General features: G+C 60.7%; 16 protein-coding genes. 13 read left to right on the forward strand and 3 right to left on the reverse strand.

Annotation, left to right across the window (positions count from 1 at the left end):
• The first annotated feature begins 4 nt into the window (after positions 1-4).
• The 8 genes from H559_RS0115050 to rpmG all read left to right on the forward strand — a co-directional run bounded on the left by H559_RS0115050 (position 5) and on the right by rpmG (position 7,158).
• Positions 5-748, forward strand: coding sequence for an ABC transporter ATP-binding protein (locus tag H559_RS0115050; protein WP_028453351.1), 744 nt, complete (start codon positions 5-7; stop codon positions 746-748).
• Between the two features lie 167 nt (positions 749-915).
• Positions 916-1,947, forward strand: a complete 1,032-nt coding sequence (locus H559_RS0115055) for an MlaD family protein (protein WP_028453352.1) — start codon at positions 916-918, stop codon at positions 1,945-1,947.
• A complete protein-coding gene (locus H559_RS0115060; protein ID WP_028453353.1) occupies positions 1,944-2,549 on the forward strand; it encodes an ABC-type transport auxiliary lipoprotein family protein in 606 nt (201 codons plus the stop codon). The genes H559_RS0115055 and H559_RS0115060 overlap by 4 nt, the downstream gene beginning before the upstream one ends.
• Before the next feature lie 59 nt (positions 2,550-2,608).
• The gene (locus H559_RS0115065; protein ID WP_028453354.1) at positions 2,609-3,352 is read left to right on the forward strand and encodes an RNA polymerase sigma factor FliA; all 744 of its coding nucleotides are present in this window, start codon (positions 2,609-2,611) and stop codon (positions 3,350-3,352) included.
• Between the two features lie 10 nt (positions 3,353-3,362).
• Complete coding sequence (locus H559_RS0115070; RefSeq protein WP_028453355.1) at positions 3,363-4,106, forward strand: flagellar motor protein; 744 nt, start codon at positions 3,363-3,365, stop codon at positions 4,104-4,106.
• A gap of 180 nt (positions 4,107-4,286) precedes the next feature.
• Positions 4,287-6,632 (forward strand): DNA translocase FtsK, encoded by a 2,346-nt coding sequence (locus tag H559_RS0115075; protein ID WP_028453356.1) that lies wholly within the window; start codon positions 4,287-4,289, stop codon positions 6,630-6,632.
• Positions 6,633-6,752: 120 nt separating this feature from the next.
• Positions 6,753-6,986, forward strand: a complete 234-nt coding sequence (gene rpmB, locus H559_RS0115080) for a 50S ribosomal protein L28 (protein WP_028453357.1) — start codon at positions 6,753-6,755, stop codon at positions 6,984-6,986.
• A gap of 16 nt (positions 6,987-7,002) precedes the next feature.
• Positions 7,003-7,158: a 50S ribosomal protein L33 gene (gene rpmG, locus H559_RS0115085; RefSeq protein ID WP_028453358.1), complete on the forward strand. Its 156-nt coding sequence runs from the start codon at positions 7,003-7,005 to the stop codon at positions 7,156-7,158.
• A 215-nt stretch (positions 7,159-7,373) separates the two neighbouring features.
• Here the strand turns inward: rpmG and H559_RS0115090 are convergent, their stop codons facing one another.
• Positions 7,374-8,261, reverse strand: coding sequence for a LysR family transcriptional regulator (locus tag H559_RS0115090; protein ID WP_028453359.1), 888 nt, complete (start codon positions 8,259-8,261; stop codon positions 7,374-7,376).
• Positions 8,262-8,496: 235 nt separating this feature from the next.
• Between H559_RS0115090 and H559_RS0115095 the strand changes: the two genes are divergently transcribed.
• The 4 genes from H559_RS0115095 (at position 8,497) to H559_RS0115110 (ending at position 13,320) form a co-directional block, all read left to right on the forward strand.
• Positions 8,497-8,808 (forward strand): DUF485 domain-containing protein, encoded by a 312-nt coding sequence (locus H559_RS0115095; RefSeq protein ID WP_028453360.1) that lies wholly within the window; start codon positions 8,497-8,499, stop codon positions 8,806-8,808.
• Positions 8,805-10,616 carry a cation acetate symporter gene (locus H559_RS0115100; RefSeq protein ID WP_028453361.1) on the forward strand — a complete coding sequence of 604 codons (1,812 nt, stop codon included), beginning with the start codon at positions 8,805-8,807 and terminating at the stop codon, positions 10,614-10,616. Before H559_RS0115095 ends, H559_RS0115100 begins: the two co-directional genes overlap by 4 nt.
• A gap of 263 nt (positions 10,617-10,879) precedes the next feature.
• Positions 10,880-12,691 (forward strand): putative nucleotidyltransferase substrate binding domain-containing protein, encoded by a 1,812-nt coding sequence (locus tag H559_RS0115105; RefSeq protein ID WP_028453362.1) that lies wholly within the window; start codon positions 10,880-10,882, stop codon positions 12,689-12,691.
• Complete coding sequence (locus tag H559_RS0115110) at positions 12,688-13,320, forward strand: 3'-5' exonuclease (RefSeq protein WP_028453363.1); 633 nt, start codon at positions 12,688-12,690, stop codon at positions 13,318-13,320. Before H559_RS0115105 ends, H559_RS0115110 begins: the two co-directional genes overlap by 4 nt.
• 88 nt (positions 13,321-13,408) lie before the next feature.
• Here the strand turns inward: H559_RS0115110 and H559_RS21940 are convergent, their stop codons facing one another.
• Positions 13,409-16,669: a PAS domain-containing hybrid sensor histidine kinase/response regulator gene (locus H559_RS21940; RefSeq protein WP_051279573.1), complete on the reverse strand. Its 3,261-nt coding sequence runs from the start codon at positions 16,667-16,669 to the stop codon at positions 13,409-13,411.
• A gap of 203 nt (positions 16,670-16,872) precedes the next feature.
• Here H559_RS21940 and acs point away from each other — a divergent pair, with 203 nt between their 5' ends.
• Positions 16,873-18,843: an acetate--CoA ligase gene (gene acs / locus H559_RS0115120; RefSeq protein ID WP_028453364.1), complete on the forward strand. Its 1,971-nt coding sequence runs from the start codon at positions 16,873-16,875 to the stop codon at positions 18,841-18,843.
• A 206-nt stretch (positions 18,844-19,049) separates the two neighbouring features.
• Here the strand turns inward: acs and H559_RS0115125 are convergent, their stop codons facing one another.
• On the reverse strand, positions 19,050-19,421 hold the full coding sequence (locus H559_RS0115125; protein WP_028453365.1) for an Mth938-like domain-containing protein: 372 nt from the start codon (positions 19,419-19,421) through the stop codon (positions 19,050-19,052).
• Between the last annotated feature and the right edge of the window lie 59 nt (positions 19,422-19,480).

The following is a 19,480-nucleotide window of genomic DNA, read 5'->3' on the forward strand; positions in this document are numbered from 1 at the left end:
TGCCATGGCACTGATCGAAGTGCGCGATCTGGTTTGCCGTTATGGCAGCCGCACCATCCTGCGCGACGTCAGCTTTGACATCGCCGCCGGCGAGGTCGTCACCATCCTTGGCGGCTCGGGCTGCGGCAAGTCGACGCTCCTGAAGCACATGATCGGCCTCATCTCCCCGGCATCAGGAGGTATATGCATTGGAGGTGATGAATTCATTGGGTCTGACGCCAATACACGTCAATGTATATTGCGCCGCATCGGTGTCATGTATCAGTCCGGCGCACTGTTCGGCTCGATGTCGGTGCTCGACAATGTCCGCCTGCCACTGGAAACCTTCACCCGGCTGGACGCCGCCGCCATCGAGCTGATCGCCCGCCTCAAGCTGCGCCTGGTCGGACTGGAAGATTTTGCCGCCCTCTTCCCGGCCGAATTGTCAGGCGGCATGCAGAAACGCGCGGCCATCGCGCGTGCCATGGCGCTCGACCCGCAGATTCTCTTTCTCGACGAACCCTCGGCCGGCCTCGACCCGGTTACCTCGGCCGGACTTGATGCATTGATCCGCCGGCTGGCAGAAAGCCAGGGCATGACTTTTGTGGTTGTCACCCATGAACTTGCCAGCATCCACGCAATTGCCGACCGGGCAATTATGCTGGACAGGTCTGTGCAAGGTATCATTGCCAGCGGCACCCCCGACGAGCTCGCCCGCCACGCCAACCCGATCGTGAGCGGTTTTTTCCTGCGCAAGCCCGAAGACTAGCCCGAAATGAACAACATGCTTATCAACCAGCAGCGTGAACCGGGCCAAGCCCGGCGCAAACAGGGCACCGAAAAATCAATGCGATATATTGCATTTCCCATACATTTCCCCCGGCTCTGCCGGTGAAAACGGAGCGCAGGCTGTCTTTGACTGCCAGCTAGAGATCCATGGAACAAGCGAATCATTTCAAGCTGGGCCTTTTCGTGCTGGTCGCCGCACTGGCGCTTGGCGCGCTGCTGCTCCTGATCGGTGGCAACCAGCTGGGCCGCAATACGGTCTTGCTGGAGAGCTACTTTGATGAGTCCGTGCAGGGCATCGATGTCGGTTCGAAGGTCAAGTTTCGCGGCGTGGTCGTCGGCGAGGTCACCGCGCTCGGCTTCAGCTACGAACGCTACCAGCAGAATCTGGCTCCGCAGGACCGCAAGCAGTACGTGATGATCCAGGCCAAGGTCAACAACGCGATGTTTGCCAACACCCCGGTGGCAAAACAGCAGCTTGCCAGCGAAATCCGGCGCGGCCTGCGCGTCAAGCTGACGCCACAGGGGCTGACCGGAACGGCCTACCTCGAAATCGACTACCTGAATCCGGCCAGCAACCCGCCCATTCCTGTGAGCTGGACGCCGGACAACATCTATATTCCGTCGGCACGCAGCACCGTGCAGCAGATTCTTGGCGGGGCACAGGACTTGCTGGGGCGCATGGAGCGCCTGCCACTGGAGCAGACTGTCGACAACCTGAACCGGCTCCTGAGCACAACCAACCAGAAACTCGACAAGATGCCACTGGAACAGATCACCCAGCGCACCGATCGCATTCTGGCCGAGCTCGAAAAAGTACCGGTCAGAAGCATTGCCAGCGATACGGCCGCCGTCATGGCCGACCTGCGCCAGAGCAGTACCAGGCTCAACACCATACTGGCCGACCCCGCACTGGCCTCCGCCCCGGCGGACATCGCCGCGGCCGCCCGCCGCACGCGGCAGCTGCTCGACAAGCCCGAGCTGGAATCCGCCATCCAGCGGCTGGACAGCACGCTGGCCAGACTGGATAGACTGCTGGGCAGCCGTGAGGCCGAGCTCGGCGCCACACTGGATGATCTGCGCACAGCCAGCATCCAGCTCAAAGGGCTGACCGAACAGCTCAATCATTATCCGGGCAGCCTGCTGGCCAACCCGCCCCCCGTCTATCAGCCTCCAAAATGACCAAACCACTAAAGCTCTCGCTACTCGCCCTGCTCTTCAGCCTGCTGATCGCCTGCAGCCTGCGCCCGCCGGCGGCTGAACCCAGCGGCTACCTGCTCACCGCAACCCGTCCAGCTACGGCAGCAACGGGGCACGGCGAACTGGTGCTCATGCCGCTGGAAAGCGCACGCCCCTTCGGTGACCGCATGCTGGTGTACCGCGAAAGCGACCAGCGATTCGTGCAGGATTTCTACCACGTATTCCTCGCACCACCGACCGAGAACATCGGACAGCGCATGCAGGGCTGGCTGCAGCAGGCCGGCTACACCCTGGCGCGCCCCGGCGGCGAAGGCACGCAAAGCCATCGGCTGCTGCAAGCCCGCATTGACGCCATGTATGTCGATGTGCGACAACCGAAGGCTCCCGCAGCGGTTCTCGGCTTGCAGATCAGGCTGCTTCAGGGCAGCGGTGACAACAAGACGCTGGCCAGCTGGCAGCTGGAGATACGCGAGCCACTTTCCAGCGCTGATGCAGACCCTGCCGTGCAGGGACTCGATCGGGCGCTGGCTCGCGCACTGATGCAGCTTGAAGAAAAACTCGGGCAGACACGCCTGGCAAACTAGCGCCGGGCCGAAACACTCGACTAAACTGCCTGAACAAGACCGGACACCGCCAACCCAGCATGGCTCATAAAGCCTTATCTCTCTATCGCAGCACCCAGCTCACCAGTGAAGACGAACGGGTGCGCCAGCACGCGCCACTGGTGCGGCGCATTGCCTATCACATGATCAGCCGGCTGCCGGCCAGCGTCGAGGTCGATGACCTGATCCAGGTCGGCATGATGGGTCTGATGGAAGCCGCGCGAAATTTCGATCCGGATGCCGGCGTGCAATTCGAAACCTATGCGTCGCAGCGCATCCGCGGCGCCATGCTGGATGAATTGCGCAGTGCCGACTGGCTGCCACGTCAGGCCCGCCGCAACATGCGCGAGATCGAGGCGACCCTGCACAAGCTCGAACACGCGCTTGGCCGCGCGCCCAGCGAAAGCGAAATCGCCGAGGCCATGGGCATCCCGCTGACCGAATACCAGGACATGCTGCACGACGCCCGCGGCCATCAGCTCGTCCACTATGAGGACTTCGGCGACAGCGAAGACAATGACCAGCTTGACCAGTACACCGCGGATGACAGCAGCAATCCACTGGACATGCTGAGCGACCTGCGCTTTCGCCAGCAGCTGATCGACGCCATCAAGCTGCTGCCCGAACGCGAACAGCTGCTGATGGCGCTCTATTACGACGAAGAGCTCAACCTGAAGGAAATCGGCGCCGTCCTTGGCGTCACCGAATCCCGCGTCTGCCAGTTACACAGCCAGGCCGTTGCCCGTCTGCGGGCAAGGCTGCAGGGCTGGCTCACCTCCCGCTAGGCTTCCACCCATGGACAAGATCAGCATCCTCGGCATCATCCTCGGCCTTGCAGCCATCCTGCTCGGCCAGTATCTGGAAGGCGGCAGCATCTCGTCGCTGATTCAACTCACGGCATTCCTGATCGTGATCGGTGGCACCGTCGGCGCAGTCATGCTGCAAACCCAGCCGCGTCACTTTCTGGCGGGCCTGCGCATGCTGCAATGGGTCTTCGTCGCCCCCAAACACGACTTCCGCCGCCAGCTCGGCATTCTTGTCAACTGGGGCCAGCAGGCCCGCCGCGGCGGTTTGCTCGCACTGGAAGCCTACATCAAGAGCGAAAAAGACCCTTACGTGAAACGTGCACTGCAAATGGTCGTCGACGGCGCCGAGCCGGAAACCATTCGCAAGGCGCTGGAGCTGGAAGTCGATGCCTTTGACCTGCAGGCACGCGCCAGTGCGCGCATCTGGGAATCAGCCGGCGGCTATTCGCCCACTTTCGGCATTCTGGGTGCCGTCATGGGGCTGATTCACGTCATGGAAAACCTCTCCGACCCGTCCAGGCTCGGCGCCGGCATCGCGGTCGCCTTTGTTGCCACCATCTATGGCATCGGGATTGCCAACCTGCTGTTCCTGCCGATCGCCAACAAGCTCAAGACGCATATCCAGCGTGAAGTCACTTACCGCGAGATGCTCATGGATGGCATGGTCAGCATTGCCAATGGTGAAAACCCGCGCCTGCTGGAAAACCGCCTGGCCGGCTACCTGCAGCACTAGAGCCTCTGCATGGCGGGTTTGCCCAGCTGTGTTTCATCAGCAAGAAATCCAGCTCGTATATATCCAGAGCCCTTGATTTCAAATGGCTGCAGACTCATACCCATGAATATGCAGTTTTCTTCGAACTGTATCGGCCTGCCGGTATAATCAGCCCATTACCGAGACCGCGCCCGAGTACCGATGGCCCTTTTCCGCAAGAAAAACGTCGCAAACGCCTCAACCCGCGCCGCACTGCCTCCCCAGCTTGCCAATGTGCTGCGCGAATCCTGGTGGCTGCTGCTGGTCGCTGCGGTCGTCTATCTCTGCATTGTCCTGTTCACCTATCACCCCGGCGATCCGGGCTGGTCCAACAGCGTGGAACGTCCCATACAGAACCGGGGCGGCAGTCTTGGCGCCTGGATTGCCGACGTGCTCCTGTCACTGTTCGGCATGTCGGCCTGGTGGTGGATTCCCTTCTGTTTTGCCGCAATCTGGTGGGGCTATCGGCGCATCGACCGTGTTGCAACCGAGTCGTCGCGTCCGGTGCTGCTCCTCAGCTGCACCGGCTTTCTTTTCATTCTCTGCGCCAGCGCCAGCATCGAAGCGCTGCGCTTTTATACGCTGACACCACCTCTCCCCCAGTCGGCCGGCGGCATGATCGGCTTCTGGATCGGCAGCATTCTGCTGCAAGGACTCGGCTTCAGTGGCGCCACCCTCGCCGCCATCGTCATGTTCTGCGTCGGTGTTTCACTGTTTACCGGTCTGTCCTGGCTGCGCGTAATGGAAGTTCTCGGCACAGCGCTTGAAATCAGCGGGGTCTGGCTGATCCAGCGCATTCAGGCCGCACGCGACCGCCACATTGGCAAGGCCGCTGCCCGCCAGCGCGACAAGAAAGTCACCGTCGAGAAAAAGCGCCAGGAAGACAAGGCGCCGCTGATCATCGAAGAGCCGCAACTGGCAGTCCCCGTTGCCAAGGCAGTCACCAAGGCGGAAGAAAAACGGGTTGTCGAAGCCAGAAAACAGGCCCAGCAACCGATGCTGTTCGATGACCTTCCCTTGGGCAGCAGCCCCGACCTGCCTTCGCTCAAGCTGCTGGCGCCCGCGCCTGCAGCGCAGGAGTCGGTCAGCAAGGAAACCATCGAATTCACCTCGCAGCTCATCGAGCGCAAGCTGGGTGACTTCAACGTCGAGGTCAAGGTCATTGCAGCCTACCCCGGCCCGGTCATCACCCGCTACGAGATTGATCCCGCTACCGGCGTCAAGGGTAGCCAGATCGTCAACCTGATGAAGGATCTGGCACGCGCGCTGGGGCTGGTATCGATCCGCGTCGTCGAAACCATCCCGGGCAAGACCTGCATGGGACTGGAATTGCCGAACCCGACGCGGCAGATGATCCGCCTCTCCGAAATTCTCTCGTCCGAGCCCTTCCACGGTCAGGCCTCGAAACTGACACTCGCGCTCGGCAAAGACATCACCGGCAAGCCCATCGTCACCGATCTGGCCAAGGCGCCGCACCTCTTGGTCGCCGGCACCACCGGCTCGGGCAAGTCGGTCGGCGTGAACGCGATGATCCTGTCGATGCTTTACAAGGCCACGCCGGACGAGGTCAGATTCATCATGATCGACCCGAAGATGCTCGAATTGTCGATCTATGAAGGCATTCCGCACCTCTTGGCGCCGGTCGTCACCGACATGAAGCTCGCCGCCAACGCGCTGAACTGGTGCGTGGCGGAAATGGAAAAGCGTTACCGGCTGATGAGCCATCTGGGTGTGCGCAATCTGGCCGGCTACAACGCCAAGATCAAGGACGCGGAAAAGCTGGGCCAGAAGCTCACCAACCCGTTCACGCTGACGCCGGATAATCCCGAGCCGCTGGAGCACCTGCCGTTTATCGTGGTGGTGGTCGACGAGTTCGCCGACCTGATGATGGTGGCCGGCAAGAAGATCGAGGAACTGATCGCGCGGCTGGCACAAAAGGCGCGCGCGGCCGGCATCCACCTGATTCTCGCCACCCAGCGGCCGTCGGTGGACGTGATCACCGGGCTGATCAAGGCCAATATCCCGACACGGATTGCCTTCCAGGTATCAAGCAAGGTCGACAGCCGCACGATTCTGGACCAGATGGGCGCGGAAGCCCTGCTGGGGCAGGGCGACATGCTCTACCTGCCGCCGGGCACCGGCTACCCGCAGCGCGTGCACGGCGCCTTTGTCGCGGATGATGAGGTGCATCACGTCGTCGAGTATTTGAAACAATTCGGCGAACCGGATTACGTCGACGGCATTCTCAACGGTGGTTTTGACGCCGAAAGCGCGGGGGGCGGATCGGCCGGCGGCAGCGAGGGTGGCGACGAAAGCGACCCGCTCTACGACGAAGCCGTGGCCTTTGTACTGAAAAGCCGCCGCGCATCGATTTCGAGCGTGCAAAGACAGCTCAGAATCGGCTACAATCGCGCCGCACGGCTGATCGAGCAGATGGAAATGGCAGGACTGGTCAGCGCGATGGAGACCAACGGCAACCGTTCCGTGCTTGCCCCTCCACAGGAATAGCGTGCAAAACCACACTTTTGCACATTTCCGACGGCAAACCCGACGACGGGCTTGAGTACCACGGCAAGAACGTGGTATAAATGCCGTCTTTTCCCAGCTTCAGAATTTCAGGAAAGCATCATGGCACGAGTATGTACAGTCACCGGCAAGCGCCCGATGACAGGGAATAACGTTTCCCACGCCAACAACAAGACCAAGCGTCGTTTCCTCCCGAACCTGCAATCGCGCCGTTTCTGGGTTGAAAGCGAAAATCGCTGGGTACGCCTGCGCGTATCCAACGCCGCCCTGCGCACCATCGATAAAGTTGGCATCGATGTTGTTCTGGCAGATCTGCGCGCCCGTGGCGAGCTGTAATCAGAGGTAAATCCAAATGCGTGACAAGATCAAGCTCGAATCCACTGCTGGTACCGGTCATTTCTACACCACGACCAAGAACAAGCGTACCATGCCGGAAAAGATGGAAATCAAGAAGTTCGATCCCGTTGCCCGCAAGCACGTGATCTATAAGGAAACCAAGCTGAAGTAATTCAGTTGCTGGTGACCATACTCGAAGACCCCGCCACGGCGGGGTTTTTCTTTTTGACGCCGGGAAACGGATATCCCCGGCAAGCAAGCAGCGGGCACTGATTCCATTTGCACGTAGCACTGACAATATCCGTGACATAGTCAGCACCAAGCATCATACCCATCAAGGGATACTTCCCCAGCCCTGCAAGTAAAAGGCCTGCAAGCCAATACCCTCTAAGGCAAATCCCAAACCTGCCGCAGACTGGCTTTGAGCATGCCGATTACTGGGTCATTTTCCCGCTCGGCCGAATAAATGAATTGCAACGGCGCACGCGTAGCCAGTTCGCCACCACGCCACAGCACGATCGAGCCGTCCGCGGCATAGCGCCGCGCCGTGCGCTCGGCCAGCACGGCAACACCAACCCCCGCCTTGATCAGCTCCAGCAGTGTCGCCTCTTCATCGAACTCGCCCACCTTCAGCGGCGCGATATTCTGGCTGCGCCACAGTTCCTGCGTGATGTCCGCCAAGCTGCTGAATTGCGAGACACCAAGCCATGGTGCCTTGCCCAGCACCTTCCAGTCGGCGTTGGCCAGCTCTACCGCCATTTGCGGCGGCAACGCCACGCAGAAGCCGACCTCGGACAAGGGCAGCGTATTGACGTTCTGGTAAGGATTGCGCCCCAGATAAAACCCGGCGTCGATGGTTTTCTTGCGCACCTCATTGAGCACGCTCACCGAAACGCCGTGCGTGGTTTCGACCGTAATCAGCGGATGGCGCTGGCGCAGCAGCGCCAGCCAGGGGCCGATCTTGAGGCGCGCGGCGACGCCGATCGTCCCGATCCTCACCTTGCCCCGCGGCTCGCCCTGCAATGATTTGGCCTTGTGCAGCAGATTGCGCCCCAGCGCCAGGATGTTCTCCGCATCCGGCAGCAGCAGCTTGCCCGCCTCGGTGAGCTGGACACCTCCGGGATAGCGCTCGAACAAGGGCATGCCGAATTCTTCTTCCAGCGCCTTGATCTGGGCCGTGACGGCCGGCTGGGACAGGTGGAGCAGTTCGGCCGCCTGGGTCAGGTGCCCCTGCTGCGCCACGGTAACAAAGGTACGCAACTGGTAGATTTCCATGCCGCCAATCATAGGGCAAAGCCACTGGATTGTCTTGCCTGCGACCGAAAAATGTAGTCGCCATTCTCGCGCTACACCGCATGGAGTAAGGCTGCAGCAATGCAGCATAAGGCGCAATGATTCTCCGCATCAGAATTTGCAATTAGCCTTCGTAACAAAACCTCTCATAAAGTTACAACCGGCAGCTCGCAAGGGCTGGAGATACCTATTCCATTCAAGGGCAAGGAGGTCAGGCATGGATGAAGCACTCGTCGAGCGCATTCAGCAGAATCCGAAATTCAAGGAGCTGGTCCAAAAGAAAGGCGGCTTTTCCTGGTTGCTGGCGGTAGTCATGCTGGTGATTTATTACGGGTTCATTCTGGTAATCGCGTTCTCTCCCGCAACACTGGGCACCCCGCTCTCTGCAGGCTCGGTAACCACGGTCGGCATTCCTGTCGGCGTTCTCATCATTCTGTCGGCATTCGTGATTACCGGCATTTATGTGCGCCGCGCCAATACCGAGTTCGACCGTCTGACGCGCGAAGTGGTCGAGGAGGCCAAGCAATGATCCGCAAAACCCTGCAATCCCTGAGCGCCTCGGCGCTGCTGGCACTGGTATCAGCCCAGAGCTGGGCCGCCGGCTCGATTGATGGCGCCGTCACCAAGCGCGACCTGAACTGGCACGCCATCATCATGTTCTTCATCTTCGTGGCGTTTACCCTGGGGATTACCTACTGGGCCGCACGCCGCACCCGCTCTGCCAAAGACTTCTACGCAGCTGGCGGCGGTATTTCCGGCTTCCAGAACGGTCTGGCGATTGCCGGCGACTATATGTCGGCCGCTTCTTTCCTCGGCATTTCCGCGATGGTGTTCGACAAGGGCTACGACGGCCTGATCTACTCGATCGGCTTCCTGGTCGGCTGGCCGGTGATCACCTTCCTGGTGGCCGAACGCCTGCGCAATCTCGGCAAGTACACCTTTGCCGACGTGGCCTCCTACCGCCTTGGCCAGACTCCGGTGCGCAGCTTTGCCGCCACCGGTACGCTGGTCGTTGTTGCCCTTTACCTGATCGCACAGATGGTCGGTGCCGGCAAGCTGATCCAGTTGCTGTTCGGCATGGATTACACCTATGCCGTGGTTCTGGTCGGCATCCTGATGGTGCTCTACGTGATGTTCGGCGGCATGCTGGCGACAACCTGGGTACAGATCATCAAGGCCATCCTGCTGCTGTCCGGCGCGTCCTTCATGGCCTTCATGGTGCTCAAGCACAGCGGTTTCAGCTTCGAAAACATGTTTGCACAGGCAGTCGAAGTGAAAAACATGGCCGCACAGGCTCTGGCAGCCAAGGCAGCCACGGCATCGGAAGTTGCCGCTGCTGCCGTTGCCAGCAATGCAGCGGACGCCTCCGCTGCCGTTGCCAGCGCAGCCGCAGCAGCGAAAGCTGCCGATGCCGCCGCCAAAGTGAATATCATGGCGCCGGGTGGTCTGGTATCGAACCCGATCGACGCAATCTCGCTGGGTCTGGCACTGATGTTCGGTACCGCCGGCCTGCCGCACATCCTGATGCGTTTCTTTACTGTCAAGGACGCCAAGGAAGCGCGCAAATCGGTGTTCTACGCCACCGGCTTCATCGGTTACTTCTACATCCTGACCTTCATCATCGGCTTTGGCGCCATCACGCTGGTTGCCACCAATCCCGATTTCAAGGCAGCGGCAGGCGGTCTGATCGGCGGCTCGAACATGGCGGCGATTCACCTTGCCAACGCGGTGGGTGGTGACTTCTTCCTCGGCTTCATCTCGGCCGTAGCTTTCGCCACCATTCTGGCCGTCGTGGCCGGCCTGACGCTCTCGGGCGCATCGGCCGTATCGCACGACCTCTACGCCAGCGTGATCAAGAAGGGCAAGGCCAACGAAGCCGATGAAATCCGGGTTTCGAAGATCACCACGCTCTTCCTGGGTGTAGTAGCCATCGTACTGGGCATCCTGTTCGAAAAACAGAACATTGCCTTCATGGTGGGTCTCGCCTTCTCGATCGCCGCGTCGGCCAACTTCCCGGTACTGTTCCTGTCGATGTTCTGGAAGGGGCTGACCACTCGTGGCGCGGTCATCGGCGGCGCAATCGGCCTGATCTCGGCAGTGGTGCTCATCATTCTCGGCCCGGCCGTCTGGGAAGTAACGCTCGGCAATCCGAAAGGCAGCGCACCCTTTGCCTACAGCAACCCGGCCATCTTCTCGATGACCATGGCCTTCTTCTTCACCTGGCTGATTTCGGTCATGGACAACAGCGAACAGGCACAGAATGAACGTGCCCTGTTCCTGCCACAGTTCATCCGCTCAATGACCGGCATTGGCGCAGAAGGCGCGTCCAAGCATTAAGCAACATAAGAGTTCCAGCAGCACGACAACGCCCTGCCCAGCAGGGCGTTGTCGCATCCCCGCATGGCCTACACTGGAAACCGGGCTCTATTGAGGCATGAATAATTTTTTACGCGATGGGCAGTCCCTCCATTCTTGCCGGATGCTTTGTCGCCAATGCTCGAAAATGCTCGCATTTCCTTGCGCTTGGCTTCGCGCCCCGACAAGTTGGCGGGACTGCGTAAAAACCAATCACGCCTCAATAGAGCCCAAGGAGCCCGCACATGACCACTGCCTTCGACTTCCAGCATTCACCCTTCGATACCCTGACGCCAGCTGAACAGCAGGAACTGGCAGCCACACTCGACATCCTCTTTTATCCCGCCCATACAGCCATCCTGCAGCCCGGAGATGCGGTCGAGCATCTCCATGTGATGATGAAGGGTGCGGTCGAGGAAGAAGGCGGGCCGAACGGCACGGTGTACTACAGCGAGCATGAGGTATTCGACTCGCGCGCACTGGTCAACGGCACTGCAGGTATGTCGCTGCACGCAAGGGAAGACACGCTGCTCTGGCGTATACCCCGCGATATCATTCTGGACCTCACCCGCCGCAACCCGCGCTTTGCGGCCTATTTCTACGAAGACGTGGCGCGCCGCCTGGCGGCACTGGCCCACCAGCCCTATCGCGAAGAACAACCCTCGCTGATGCTGACGCGCGTGAATCAGACGCGCTACTCCGCACCTTGCTGGCTGGACCACAACGCCACCGTCATGGATGCCGCGCGCACGATGAAACGCGAGCACGCCACATCGATCCTGGTGCGCGGCGAAAAAGGCACCGGCATTTTCACGCAGAGCGATTTGCGCAACTTCGTGATCGACGGGCTCGACCCGAATACCGAGCCGGTGGAATGGCACGCCAACTATCACCTCTACACCATCAACGAAACGGATTACCTGCATCAGGCCATGCTGCTTATGGTGCGCTACACCATCCAGCGCCTGGTGGTGCTGCGGGCCGGCGAGATCTGCGGCATCCTCGAACAGGTCGACCTGCTCTCCAGTCTTGCCAACAACCCGCACAGCATCACGGGGCAGATCGAGCGCGCCAGCCATGTGAGCGAACTGCACGCCGCCGCCGCCGCCATGCAGCAACTGGTCAGCCAGCTGCACGGTAACGGCATGAAGGTCACGCTGATTGCCGCACTGATGAGCGAACTGCGGCAGAAGCTGCTGGCGCGCCTGTTCACCCTGCTCGCACCGCAAGACATGCTCGGGCATGTCTGCCTGCTGGTGCTGGGCTCGGAAGGGCGCGGCGAGCAGATCCTGCGTACCGATCAGGATAATGCGCTGATCATTGCCGACGGCTATCAGCATCCCGATCTGACCGCCATCTGTCAGCGCTTCAGCGAGGAATTGATCGGCATGGGCTATCCTCCCTGCCCCGGCGGCGTGATGCTCAACACGCCGCAGTGGTGCCGCAGTACCAGCAGTTTCCGCCAGCAGATCAATGCCTGGACCGGCGACCCGAGCGGCGAAAACATGATGCAGCTGGCCATCTGGATCGACGCCAGGCCAGTGTGCGGCAACAGCAGCCTGCATGCGCAACTCGAACAGCACCTGCACCGCTGGCTGGATGGTAATGCCGCGTTTCTGGCGCGCTTTGCCTGGCCCATCGAACTGTTCGAGCCGCCACTGACGCTGTTCTCGCGCCTTGTCACCGATGCCGGCAATGATCGCCAGCAGCTCGACCTGAAGAAAGGTGGCATTTTCCCGATCGTGCATGGTATACGCAGCCTAGCCCTTGAGAACGGCGTTTCCTTCAGCAATACCTATGAACGTATCAATGCGCTGAGCGGATTGCCGGTGCTGCCGCCGGCACTGGCACAGGATGTGAGCGAGGCACTGGCCTTCCTGCAGGGGCTGCAGCTGAAATCCGGCCTGCAGCAGCTGGCGCAGAAACAGCCCGCCAGCAATCTGATCGACCCGCGCGAGCTGACCACGCTGGAGCGCGACCTGCTGAAAGACGCGCTCGGCGTCGTCAAGCGCTTCCGCCAGCTCTTGCGGCATCACTTCCGGCTGGGGGCCCTATGACCAGCTGGCCGAATTGCTGGCAGGAATTGCAGCGGCGGCTTGCCCGGCGGCGCCTGCGCGTGCCGGAATTCACCTGTCTGTTCGCAGCACCACCAGCGGATGAATATGTCAGCCTCGATTGCGAAACCACCAGCCTTGACCCCGGGGGCGCGGAAATCCTCAGCATCGCCGCCGTGCGCATCATCGGCCAGCGCATTGCCCTGTCAGAATCACTGAAGCTGATTGTCCGCCCCGAGGGGGCAATTGCCCACAGCAGCATTCCGATCCACGGTCTTCGCGCACAGGATGTGGCGCAAGGACTGCCAGTGCGCGAGGCACTCGCACAGTTGCTGGCCTTCATCGGTTCGCGGCCACTGGTCGGCTATTACCTGGAATTCGATCTGGCGGTGATCGACCGGCAGTTGCGCCCCTGGCTGGGAATCGGTCTGCCCAACCGGCGTATCGATGTGTCGGGCCTGTATTACGACCGCATGGTGACGGCCTACCGGCCGGAAGTCGATCTCAGCCTGGATGCCATTCTGGCCACGCTGTCGCTCCCCCGGCTGCCGCGTCACGATCCGCTCAATGATGCACTGCTGGCCGCAATGATTTTCCTGAAGCTGGCGCCACGCTCCCACCGAGTGGCATGACACAGATACACCATGGCGTATAAGACCAAAGCCATTTATTTAAAACGGCTACAGCCATATACCCATAAAGCCATTGCAGAGACAGCCATCAGTGCGCGCCCCGTTCCGGAAAGGCCGGCGCCTGCCGTACTCTGCCCCACTGCAGCAGCTTGGCCTGCAGCTGCTCGGCATTGATCGGCTTGGCAAGATAATCATCCATCCCGGCCTCCAGGCACGCGCGACGGTCATCCGACGTGGCATTGGCAGTCAGCGCGATGATGGGGATTTCCGGCCAGAGCGCACCGGTATCGGGCTGGCGGATGCGCCGTGTCGCCTCGACCCCGTCCATTTCCGGCATCTGCATGTCCATCAGCACCAGATTGAATTCTTCGTCGATCAGCGCCTGAACGGCCCTGATGCCGTTATCAACCGCGACGACGCAGCAACCCCACTTCTCCAGCATCTTGCAGGCAACGATGCGGTTGACCTGATTATCCTCCGCCAGCAGCACGCGCAGCGGCGCGCCACCGTCTTCCAGCGAATAGCGCGTCAGGAAGGCCGGATCGGGCGGGGATTTGCCATACATGTTTTCGATGGCCCGCCAGGCCTTTTCCTGCAGGGGCTTGCTCAGATAGCCCGAAAAACCTGCCTCGCGCGCCAGCAAGGCATCCCCCCGCGTTCCCGCCGCCGTCATCAGGATCAACAGGGGCTGCCCCAGCGCGGCATCGCCACTGATCTGCCGGCCCAGTTCCAGCCCGCTGCTGCCCGGCATGTAAAGATCGATCAGCACCATGCCATACGGCTGCCCCTGCTCAACCGCATGCCGCAGCTTCTGCAAGGCCTCGGCGCCGCTGGCGCACAGGTCGGCCACCCGCCCCCAGCTGCGCAGCTGCTGATCGAAATACTCGCGTTGCGACACGCTGTCATCGACCACCAGGATGCGCACGCCATCCTGCGCCCGCCCTTCGCGGGGTGTCCCCTCGGTCTGCGCGGGCGGAGGCAAGGTGATCGTGAAAAAGAACTCACTGCCCAGTCCCACGGTGCTGTGCACCCTGATCTGCCCGCCCATCAATTCGACCAGCTGCCGGCTGATGGCCAACCCCAGGCCTGTTCCGCCGAAACGGCGGGTCGTCGACGCATCCACCTGGGTAAAGCTGTCGAACAGGCGGTCAAGCTTGTCGGGCGGAATGCCCATACCGCTGTCACGCACGCTGAAACGCAGGTGATAGCCAGCAGCATCCTGCGCCTCCAGGCTGACCCTGATCGTCACACCACCATGCTCGGTAAACTTGATGGCATTGCCGATCAGATTGATCAGCACCTGCCGCAAACGACCGGGATCACCTCGCACCCAGACCGGCACCTCGGGCTGGCGGATGCACTCCAGTCCGATTCCCTTCTCCCTGGGTCGCAATGCCATGATGGCTGTCACACCGTCCAGCAGCGAGGCCAGATCGAAATCGACCTGTTCCAGCTCCATCCGCCCGGCTTCAACCTTGGAAAAATCGAGGATGTCATTGATCACGCCCAGCAGCACATCGCCGCTCTGCCGGATGGTTTCCGCGTATTCGCGCTGCAGCGGCGTGAGCTCGGTATCGAGCAGCAAGCCGGCCATGCCGAGCACGCCATTCATCGGTGTGCGGATTTCATGGCTCATATTGGCCAGAAACTGGCTTTTCGCCTTGCTCGCGGATTCAGCCGCCAGCTTGGCGGCGCGCAGCTCATCCTCGGCGAGCTTGCGGCTGGTGATGTCCTCGTGCGTTCCCGACATGCGCAGCGGCTGGCCGTCGGGCAACCATTCCAGCACCCGACCACGGTCATGCACCCACACCCAGTGCCCGTCGCGATGTTGCATGCGGCACTCGCAATCGTAGTATTCCAGCTCACCGGCAAAGTGCCGCTGCAGCCCCTGTTCCGACACAGGCAAATCGTCCGGGCAGACCAGGCGCAACCAGGTTTCGATGCTGACTGGCTCCAGTTCAGCAAGGGTATATCCCAGCATCGCCGCCCAGCGCTCATTGAAATAGACCTCGCCGCTTTGGACATTCCATTCCCAGGTTCCGATATTGGTCGCCTGGATGATGTTGCTCAGCCGCTCCTGTTCGGTAGACAGCGCCAGCTCGGCTTCCTTGCGCGCGGTGATGTCGCTTTCGATTGCGATGAAATGTGTAATGACACCATTGCCGTCGCGCACCGGCTCGATATCGAGCGAAATCCAGTAGGGCGAGCCGTCACGCCGGTAATTGATCAGCTCGGTGTAGCAATGCTCGCCCAGCCGGATTTGTTGCGTGATTTGCGCGACTGCGAGCGGGTCGGTCAGCGGCCCCTGCAGCACTGAGCCGGGACGTTTGCCCTGCATGAAGGCCAGATCATAGCCAGTGAGTCGCTCGAAGCCCTTGTTCACCCACTCGACATTACCTCGCGCATCGGTAATCACAACGGCATTGGAAGTGCGGCTGGCAACCAGCGACAGCATGCGAGCCTCGGCGTCGCGGGCCTGCAGCTGCATCTCGGCGGTTTTTTGCTGGGAAATGTCGGAAATGAAGCCATGCCAGAGCGTATCGCCCTCCGGAGTCCGCTCCGGGCTAGCCATGCCTTCCACCCAGATCAGCCCTTTCTGCGGATGGTGAACACGATACGTGTCATGCCAGCGCGTCAGCATCTGCGCCGAGGCAATGATGCTATCCCGCACGTGCGGCAAATCCTCTTCATGCAAGACGGCAAAAACCGCGGCTGCGTCTTCACGCACGGCATCCGCTTCGACCCCATAGATATCACGCATCCCTTCACTGGCATAAGGAAAACAGCTGCGGCCATCGACATACAGGCGATACTGGTAAATCACACCGGGCAGCTGCGCACCGATTTTCTGCAGGCGCAGCAGCGACTCCTGCCCCTCCTTGGCCTGAAGCGCCTCGCGAAACGCTTGCGCAGCACGCTGCGAATCAACGTGGCGATACTGCAGCAAACGGGCAATGGTCAAAAGAAGGGGATGCAAGTAGTCTGCCTGTCCGGTGGCTGTTCGCACGGGCAGGCCCAACAGCAGCAAGACGGCGAGTACCTGGCCTTCCAGCCGGACAGGCAAGGCCTGGCACTCCCGGCCCTCACCCACCTGCACCGCAACGGGTTCACCGCGCAGCACAACCCGTCCGGCCAGCTCATCCAGTCCTGCCGGCATCCCCACGCCAGCCATGAATATGCCCTTACCGGGCTGCAGTCTGCCATCAATGGCCACATGCAGTGCTGCCGCCTCACAGGTAGTCAGCGCCAGTACGTCCTGCAGCAGCAGAGGAAAAAACTGTTCGTCAGCTTCGTCACTGACAAAGCCCGCCTGGGCAGTGAGGATGGCATCGATTAGTGTCTTCTGCATGAATACCCTGGGTTCCTGTGTCCTGCCCGATCAGATGTGCAGCTTTAGCTTAGCGCATCACTTGAGGCTCTGCGCCGGGGACAGGCCCACTATCAGTGCGACTGATTTGCGGCATCAGAAAAGACAATTGGATTTGCCGCTCGGCAAATCATAAAGTTTGCTCACCGACTATTTCCTTACTGTTTGGGCAAGAAGGAGCACACATGGGCACTATCGATTCCGTTCTGAAAGAAAACCGTCTCTTCCCGCCGTCCGACGATTTCCGCGTCAAGGCCAATGTGTCCGGCATGGACGGCTACAACGCCCTGTGCGAAAAGGCCAACAGCGATTACGCCGGTTTCTGGGGCGAGCTGGCCCGCGAACTGGTGAGCTGGAAAAAACCGTTCACCAAGGTGCTCAACGACAGCAACGCACCGTTCTTCAAATGGTTTGAAGACGGTGAAATGAATGTGTCCTACAACTGCCTGGACCGCCACCTCGAAGCCCGCGGCAACAAGGTTGCCATCATTTTCGAAGCCGACGACGGCTCGGTGTCGCGTGTCACCTACCGCGAGCTCTACCACCGCGTCTGCCAGTTCGCCAATGGCCTCAAGAGCCTGGGCGTGAAGAAGGGTGACCGCGTGGTCATCTACATGCCGCATGGCGTGGAAGCCATCATCGCCATGCAGGCCAGCGCCCGCATCGGTGCGATCCACTCGGTCGTTTTCGGTGGTTTCTCCGCCGGAGCCCTGCGTGACCGCATCCAGGATGCCGCCGCCAAGGTCGTCATCACCGCCAATGAAACCGTGCGTGGCGGCAAGACCACGCCGCTGAAATCGATCACCGACGAAGCGCTGGGCCTGGGCGGCTGCGATTCGGTCGAAAAAGTTGTCGTCTTCCAGCGCACCAGCGCCAAGCCCGAACACTGGAGCGAAGAGCGCAACATCTGGTGGCACAAGCTGGTGAAAGACCAGGCCGACGAGTGCGAACCGGAATGGGTAAACGCCGAAGACCCGCTCTTCATCCTCTACACCTCCGGTTCGACCGGCAAGCCCAAGGGCGTGCAGCACAGCAGCGCCGGTTACTTCCTCGGCACGCAAGTGACCATGAAGTGGGTGTTCGATTACAAGGACAGCGATGTGTACTGGTGCACGGCCGATGTGGGCTGGATTACCGGCCACAGCTACATCGCCTACGGCCCGCTGGGCATCGGTGCCACGCAGGTCGTGTTCGAAGGCGTGCCGACCTATCCGGATGCCTCGCGCTTCTGGCAGATGATCGAGAAGCACGAAGTCACCACCTTCTACACCGCGCCGACCGCAATCCGCTCGCTGATCAAGCTGGGTGGAGACCTACCGAAACAGTACGATCTGTCCAGCCTGCGCCTCTTGGGCACCGTGGGCGAACCGATCAATCCGGAAGCCTGGATGTGGTACCACGAAGTGGTCGGCGGCGGACGCTGCCCGATCGTCGACACCTGGTGGCAGACCGAAACCGGCGCCAACATGATCGCCCCGCTGCCGGGCGCTGCCGCCACCAAGCCGGGCTCATGCACGCTGCCACTGCCGGGCATCATGGCCGACATCGTCGATGAATCCGGCGCACCGGTCGAAGCCGGCAAGGGCGGCTTCCTCGTGATCAGCAAGCCGTGGCCGTCGATGGTTCGCACCATCTGGGGTGATCCGGACCGCTTCAAGAAGACCTATTTCCCGGAAGACTACAACGGCAAGCTGTACCTGGCCGGCGACTCCGCGCACCGCGACGAGAATGGCTATATCTGGATCATGGGCCGCATCGACGACGTGCTGAACGTGTCCGGTCACCGCCTGGGTACGATGGAAATCGAATCGGCACTGGTGGCCAACCCGCTGGTGGCCGAAGCCGCCGTAGTCGGCAAGCCGCACGACATCAAGGGCGAATCGGTGGTGGCCTACGTGGTGCTCAAGAGCAGCCGCCCGGAAGGCGATGATGCGAAGAAGATCGCCAAGGAACTGCGCGAATGGGTCGCCCACGAAATCGGCAAGATCGCCCAGCCGGATGAAATCCGCTTCGGCGACAACCTGCCAAAGACCCGCTCGGGCAAGATCATGCGCCGCTTGCTGCGTGACATCGCCAAGGGTGCGGAAATCACCGCCGACACCTCGACGCTGGAAAATCCGGCGATTCTGGAGCAACTGCGTCAGAGCGCCATTTAAAACTCTCCGACACGAGTTTTACTGCTTTCACGGCAGACTTTTCGCCCCCGCCCCGTGCGGGGGTTTTTTCTTGCGCCTGCGCTCGACCTACACTTCTCGGACACGGGCCATGCCGTCACAACCTTTCCGCCAACCAGAATCACATAGGTATCACACCATAACCATTCAAGATAAATGGCTGCAGCCCAATACGGCGCAATGTATGATCACTGGTCGTGCAAAATGACCGCAACCACCCTGCGCTCTTCCGCGCACAGAATGTTGAAGGTGCGGCACAGCGCGCCGTTGTCCATGAAATCGACTCCGATACGCGCCTGCAGCAAGGCGGAATAGACCGATGGATGCGCAAAGCGCAGCTTGCTGCCGGTGCCGATCAGCACCACTTCGGGCGCCAGCGCCAGCAGCGGCTCGAAATCAGCATTACCAAGTGTCTCGAGGCGCTGCCCCGACCAGGGTTCGACACGATCCGCAGCAACCAGAACGCTGCCTTCAAAACGCTCCTGGTTCACCATCACATAGCCCTCACCATAGCCGGTGAACTGGTTCAGATTGGCAAGCTTGCTCTGATGCAACTTCATGGATAGACCCCGCAGGAAGAATCCGCGCATTCTAGCAGCTCCGGTGCATGGAAAATCAG

The sequence above is a fragment of the Chitinilyticum aquatile DSM 21506 genome (genome assembly GCF_000430805.1).
GTDB lineage: Bacteria > Pseudomonadota > Gammaproteobacteria > Burkholderiales > Chitinibacteraceae > Chitinilyticum > Chitinilyticum aquatile.